This window comes from Streptomyces sp. McG3 (assembly GCF_018619185.1).
Lineage (GTDB): Bacteria > Actinomycetota > Actinomycetes > Streptomycetales > Streptomycetaceae > Streptomyces.
In genome coordinates this window covers 1-6,049 of sequence record NZ_JAAXYC010000399.1, presented here as the reverse complement: position 1 = coordinate 6,049, position 6,049 = coordinate 1, and the positions used below count along the sequence as shown (strand labels likewise).

The 6,049-nt window shown below is 71.6% G+C and carries 6 protein-coding genes; 1 reads left to right on the top strand and 5 read right to left on the bottom strand.

The window, feature by feature from the left end:
• On the top strand, nt 1-459 hold a 459-nt coding region (locus tag HET64_RS35350), incomplete at its 5' end, for a class II fructose-bisphosphate aldolase (RefSeq protein ID WP_215111336.1).
• Between the two features lie 84 nt (nt 460-543).
• Here the strand turns inward: HET64_RS35350 and HET64_RS35345 are convergent.
• The 5 genes from HET64_RS35345 to HET64_RS35325 all read right to left on the bottom strand — a co-directional run.
• Nucleotides 544-1,581 carry a hydroxyacid dehydrogenase gene (locus HET64_RS35345; protein ID WP_215111335.1) on the bottom strand — a complete coding sequence of 346 codons (1,038 nt, stop codon included), beginning with the start codon at nt 1,579-1,581 and terminating at the stop codon, nt 544-546.
• On the bottom strand, nt 1,578-2,507 hold the full coding sequence (locus HET64_RS35340) for a carbohydrate ABC transporter permease (RefSeq protein ID WP_215111334.1): 930 nt from the start codon (nt 2,505-2,507) through the stop codon (nt 1,578-1,580). Before HET64_RS35340 ends, HET64_RS35345 begins: the two co-directional genes overlap by 4 nt.
• Nucleotides 2,504-3,514 (bottom strand): carbohydrate ABC transporter permease, encoded by a 1,011-nt coding sequence (locus HET64_RS35335; RefSeq protein WP_215111333.1) that lies wholly within the window; start codon nt 3,512-3,514, stop codon nt 2,504-2,506. Before HET64_RS35335 ends, HET64_RS35340 begins: the two co-directional genes overlap by 4 nt.
• 85 nt (nt 3,515-3,599) lie before the next feature.
• Complete coding sequence (locus HET64_RS35330) at nt 3,600-4,907, bottom strand: sugar ABC transporter substrate-binding protein (protein ID WP_215111332.1); 1,308 nt, start codon at nt 4,905-4,907, stop codon at nt 3,600-3,602.
• A gap of 223 nt (nt 4,908-5,130) precedes the next feature.
• Nucleotides 5,131-6,049: substrate-binding domain-containing protein (locus HET64_RS35325; RefSeq protein ID WP_215111331.1), on the bottom strand; the 919-nt coding region annotated here is incomplete at its 5' end.

The following is a 6,049-nucleotide window of genomic DNA, read 5'->3' as shown; positions in this document are numbered from 1 at the left end:
GGGCAGGTGGGCGGGAAGAACGGGGAGCCGGCGCTCGACGCCCACGCGCCCGGGGCCCGTACGGATCCCGACGAGGCACGGGCCTACGTCGCGGCCACCGGGGTCGACGCGCTGGCCGTGGCGGTCGGCACCTCGCACGCCATGACCTCGCGGGACGCCGTCATCGACCACGGCCTGCTGGGCAGGCTGTGTGAGGCCGTGCCGGTTCCCCTGGTGCTGCACGGTTCGTCCGGGGCCTCCGACGAGGAACTGGCCCGCGCCGTGGCGGGCGGGATCCGCAAGGTCAACATCGGTACCGCGCTCAACATCGCGATGACCGGAGCGATAAGGGAACGACTGGCCCGGGACGACCGGGGCGTGGACCCGCGCCGCTATCTGGCGGACGGCCGGGACGCGATGGCCCGCACCGTGGCCCGGATGATCTCGGTGCTGCCTTCGGGGCGGGCGTACGCCGCGTGACGCCACGCCGGGGGCACACCCGACGGGGCGTCCCCCGACGGGTGCTCCCGGCGGGCAGGAATGGTGTACGGGTACGCGTACGGGTCAGGCCTGCTGGTGGAGGGTGCGGGGGTCCACCGCGTGGGCGAACGGCAGACCGTGCGCGTAGCGTTCGAGCTCGTCGACGGCGGCGTCCGCGAGCCGGTGGAGTTCGCCGCCCTGGGACCCGGCGATGTGCGGGGTGAGAAGGACGTTCGGCAGGTCGTAGAGGGGTGAGTCGGCGGGCAGGACTTCCGGTTCCGTGTGGTCGAGCACGGCGTTCAGGCGTCCGGAGGCCAGCTCCTTCACGAGCGCGTCGGTGTCCACCAGGGAACCGCGTGCGGTGTTGACGAGGGTCGCCCCGTCCCGCATGAGGGCGAGGCGTCCGGCATCGAACAGGTTGCGGGTCGACGGGAGTTCGGGGGCGTGGATGCTGACGACGTCGCTCTGTGCCGCCAGGTCGTCGAGGGCGGCGCGCTCCACGCCCAGGGTCCGGGCCCCGTCCTCGTCCAGGTACGGATCGTGGACCAGGACGCGCAGATCGTAGGGGCGCAGCAGTTCGACGACGCGGCGTCCTATGCGGGAGGCGCCGACGATGCCCACGGTGCGGCGGTAGTTGCCGACGGCGGGGAATCGTTCGAGGAGGTTCACCCGGGAGCGGGCCTCGCGGTAGACGCGGGCGCTCTCCAGGATCCGCTTGTTGGCGAAGAGGATCGCCGCGACCGTGTATTCGGCGACCGGGAAGGCGTTGGCCGTGGCTGCGGTGCTGACGGCGATGCCCCGGTCCCAGACGTCCTGGGTGATGTGGTGCTTGACGGAGCCGGCGGCGTGGACGACCGCGCGCAGCCGGGGCATGGCGCTCAGGGCCGCCGGGCCGAGCGGCGGGCAGCCCCAGCCGGTGAACAGGACCTCGGCCTCGTGGAGCCCGGTGCGCTGGGCGGGGTCGTCGGCGTCGAAGTCGGTGACGAGGAGGCCGGGGACGAGGTCGGCGACGCGGGTGAGCCGGTCCAGGGCCTCCGGGGCCAGGATCGCCGCGCGGGTCTCGCCGCTCATCGCCAGGACGGTGCGGGGACGGGTCCGCTGGGGCGCGGCGGAGTGGCTCACTTGACGGCTCCTGCGGTGAGGCCCGAGCGCCAGAAGCGCTGGAGGCAGAGGAAGGCGACGATCAGGGGGACGACGGCGACGAGGGAGCCGATGATGACCAGCGGGTAGAGCTCAGGCTGCTGGTAGACGTTCTGGTTCCACATGTAGAGGCCCAGGTTGACCGGGTAGAGCCGGTCGTCGTTGAGCATCATGAGCGCGCCGTAGAAGTTGTTCCAGTTCGCGGTGAAGGAGAACAGGAAGATGGTCACGAAGCCGGGTGCCAGCATCGGCAGGGCGACCTCCCTGAACGTCCGTACCTCTCCCGCCCCGTCCATCCGGGCCGCTTCCAGGACCTCGCCCGGTACGTACCCCTCGGAGAAGACGCGGGCCAGGTAGACGCCGAAGGGGTTCACCAGGCTGGGGATCAGGACAGCCCAGTAGGTGTTGACGAGGCCCAGTTCGGAGGCCATCAGGTAGAGCGGGAGCTGGACGACGGTCGAGGGGATGAGGACGCCGACGAGGACGACTCCGAACCACCTCTCCCGGCCGCGGAAGGCGTACTTGTCGAAGGCGTAGCCGCAGGCCACCGAGATGAGGGTGGAGAGCCCGGAGGCGACGACCGTGTACAGGAGGCTGTTGAGCAGCCAGCGGACGAAGACCCCGTCGTTGTAGTCGAGGAGGGCGTTCAGATTGGCCAGGAACTGGAAGTCGCCGAGGCTGAACGGGTTGGTGGCGAACAGGTCCCGGTAGCTCTTGGTGGAGGCGATGAGGAGCCAGGTCAGCGGCATCAGGGTGTAGACGGCGACGACGGCGAGGACGCCGTTGACCATGACGCGGGAGGTGATCCCGTGGCCCCGGCGGCCGGGCGGCCGGGCGGAGGGGCGTCCGGCGCGGCGGGGCGGCGTCGGCGCGGGCGGTGCGTCGGGGGTGGCTGTCTGGGTGCTCATGAGGCCTTCCACCGGTTGCCGATCTTGGTGACGACGAAGGACAGCAGGCCGGCGACGAGGGCGAGCAGGAGGGAACTCGCGGCGGCCAGGCCGTAGTCGTGGCCCTTGAAGGCCGCGGTGTAGATGAACATGGTCGGCGACCAGTCCTCGCCCATGGTGTTGGCGCGCAGTTGTACGAGTTTGGGGGCGTCGAAGAGCTGGATGGCACCGACGCACGTGAACAGCAGGGTCAGGACGACGGTGGGCCGGATCATGGGGATCTTGACCTGGAGGGCGGTGCGCAGGGCTCCGGCTCCGTCGACGGTCGCCGCTTCCAGGACCTCGCGGGGAACGGCCTGGAGACCCGCGTAGAAGATGATCATGTTGTAGCCGGTCCACTGCCAGGCGGAGATGTTGACGACCGAGAAGATCGCCTCGTCCTGGCCGAAGAAGTTCCACTGGGCGCCGAGCGCGTCGAGGGCGTCGGTGATCGGGCTGAGCCCCGGGGTGTAGAGGTAGAGCCAGATCAGCGAGGCGATCAGGCCGGGTACCGCGTGCGGCAGGAAGTAGGCGATCTGGAAGAAGCGCCGGGCCCGGGCCATGGTCGAGTCGACGAGCAGGGCCAGGACGAGAGCTCCGCCGACCATCGCGGGGATGTAGAGCGCGCAGTAGAGCGCGATGTTCCCGAACGAGCGGAGGAACGCCTCGTTGCCCAGGGCTTCGGTGAAGTTGCCGAATCCGGCGAAGACCCGCTCGGTGCCGCCGAATCCCAGGCCGGAGGACTCCTCGCGGTAGAGGCTCATCCAGGCCGCGTAGACCATCGGCAGCACGGTGACGGCGGTGAACAGGGCGAAGAACGGGACCGTGAACAGGGCGACCGCCCGGCGCTGTCCGCGTCGGGTGCCGGGGCCGCCCGGCTTTCCCGGTCCGGTGGAAACGGCGGGATCTGCGGGCCCCGTGTGCCCCGTGGGCGGCGGCGCGGCCTGGGGTGCCGGGGTCTTGGCCGGCCGGGCGAGTGGGGCTGCCACCTGATGCTCCTTCGGCTGGATGGATGGGGTGGGCGTGAGGAGGGGGCGGGCTGCCCGGCACGGTGTGTCCCGGGCAGCCGTGCGGCTACTTGTCGAGCTTCAGGCCGCGGTCGGTGACCGCCCTCTCGCCCTTCGCCTGACCGGAGCTGAGCATCTTCGTGTGGTCGCTGCCCGCGGCCATCTGCGCCGAGACGACCTGCTGCTGCACCGGGCCCCAGGTCCAGCCGGGCACGATCGTGTCGGCGGCCGCGCCGGCCACGGCGTAGACGTCCTGGCCGGCGAAGTAGGAGGTGTCGAACTCCTTCGCCGCCGCGGCGCGCATGCCCTCGTTGGCGGGCAGGGCGCTGCTGGGGGCCTTGAGGGAGCTGAGGCGGGCGGTCATGGCCGCGGGGTCGGTGGTGACCCACTTGATGAACTCGGCGGCCGCCTCGGTGTGTTCGCTGCCCTTGGGCACGATGTAGGAAGTTCCGCCGTACATGCCGGTGCTCGGCTTGCCGTCCCATGTGGGCAGGGGGGCTATGCCCCACTTGCCTTTGCTGTCGGGGTAGCTGACGGGGAAGGTCCCGGCGCTCCAGGCGGCGCCGATCACGGTGGCGACCTTGCCGGTGGAGCGCTCCTTGGCCTCGCCCTCGCCCCAGAGCGGGGTCCTGGAGGCGAGGCCGTCGCCCAGGAGGTCGTCCCAGTAGGCGGCGACCTTGCGGGAGGCCGGGTCGTCGATGTCGATCTTCCAGGCGTCACCGTTGGTGCCGTACCACTGGGCGCCGGCCTGCCAGGCGAGGCCGGAGAGCAGGGCGGGGTCGCCGCCGCCGAAGTTGGTGATGGCGACGTCGGGGTCGGCCCGCTGGATCTTCTCGGCGGCCGTGCGGTATTCGGCCCAGGTGGTCGGCACCTCGACGCCGTGCTTCTTGAACAGGTCCTTGCGGTAGAAGAGCTGGATGGGCGTGACGTCGAACGGGACCGCCCAGGTGGAGCCGCCGAGGTTGACCAGGGACTGGACCGCTTCGGGGAACTCCTTCTTCACCAGCTCCCCGGAGGTGGGCGTCAGGTTCACCAGGTTGCCCTCGCTGGCGTACTCGGGCAGGGCGGAGTAGTCCATCGTGGCCACGTCGGGGGCGTTGCCGCCCTTGACCGCGTTGGAGAGCTTGGTGACGCCCTCGGGCCCGGCGGGCACCAGGGAGAACTTGATCTTGATGCCGGTCTGCGTCTTGTTGAACGCGTCGGCCGTCTCCTTGGCGCCCAGGGCGGACGACCAGAAGGTGAGGGTGACGGGCTCGCCGTCGCCGGGACCCGAGGCGTCCGACCCCGATCCACCGCCGCAGGCGGTGACGAGCAGGGCGAGCGAGGCGGCGGACGCCGCGAGGGCGAGGCGGGACGTGCGGGCGTTACGGGGCATGGGCCGGCTCCTACGGGACCTCGAACTGCGGGAGATGAGGTGAACGGCACACATCATTTTGCGCAGAAGTGATCGCCGTCAAGAGCAAACGACCAATTCAATCGAATCGATCATCTAGGAGTCGGGGCGCCGGCTCCGAGCCATCGCCGCCCGGACACGCGAAGAGCCGTACCCGCGGGGCCTGTTGGCCCAGGGCACGGCTCCTGGCGCGGCACCTCTTCCGTCAGGGGGCGGCGGCGACCGCCCCGCAGGAGACCCGGATCCGCAGGCTGGGCAGGATGTCCAGGTGCCTGCGGGCGGCAGAACTCCGGCCCGTCTCCCCCGCCCTCGGGTCCCCCGCGCCGGGCTCCGTCACACCCAGGCGGTCCAGCAGAAGCCGGGCGGCGGCGGCCCCCACGGCGTGCTTGTCCGGGGCCACGGCGGTGAGCGGCAGGTCGGCGAGGCCGGCGACCTCGTCGTCGTACGCGATCACCGCGAGGTCCTCGGGCACCCGTACGCCCCGGGCCTGGAGCCGTGGGATGAGGACGATCGCGTCCGCGTCGCTGTGCACGATCGCGGCGGTCACGTTGCCGCTCGCCACGGCCTCGCACAGGTACTCCAGGGTCCGCTCGAAACGCTTCGCCTCCGACCGCGACGGAGCGTCGTCCAGCGGCGCGGCCGACACCGGGGTGAGCCCCAGCGCCTCCACGGCGGCCCGGTATCCGACCCGGAGCCGGGGAGCGGTCGGGCTGTCCTGCACGGCGAGCGCGATCGCCCGGTGCCCGAGCCCGGCCAGGTGCGCCACCGCTTCGGCGGCGCCGTGCGCATGGTCCGAGCGCACCCGGTCCAGGCCCGCCGCCGGATGACCGAGGGGCGCCGAGCGTTCCACCAGGACGACCGGGACCTCCTGCTCCACCGCCCACAGCCCCTCGCCCCGCTCCGGGCAGCCGCGCTCCCAGCTGGGCGTCAGCAGGAGTCCGTCGGCGCCGGTGGACAGCAGCCGGCGGGCCTGGGCGGCATCCTCGTCGGGGAGGTAGCGGGAGAGCCCGATCGTCAGGCGGGCGCCGGCGGCCTCGACGGTCTGCCGGGCGCCGCGCACGACGTCCGCGTAGTAGTACTCGGTGGTCGGCACCACCATGCCCACGACCAGCCCTTCGGCGGGG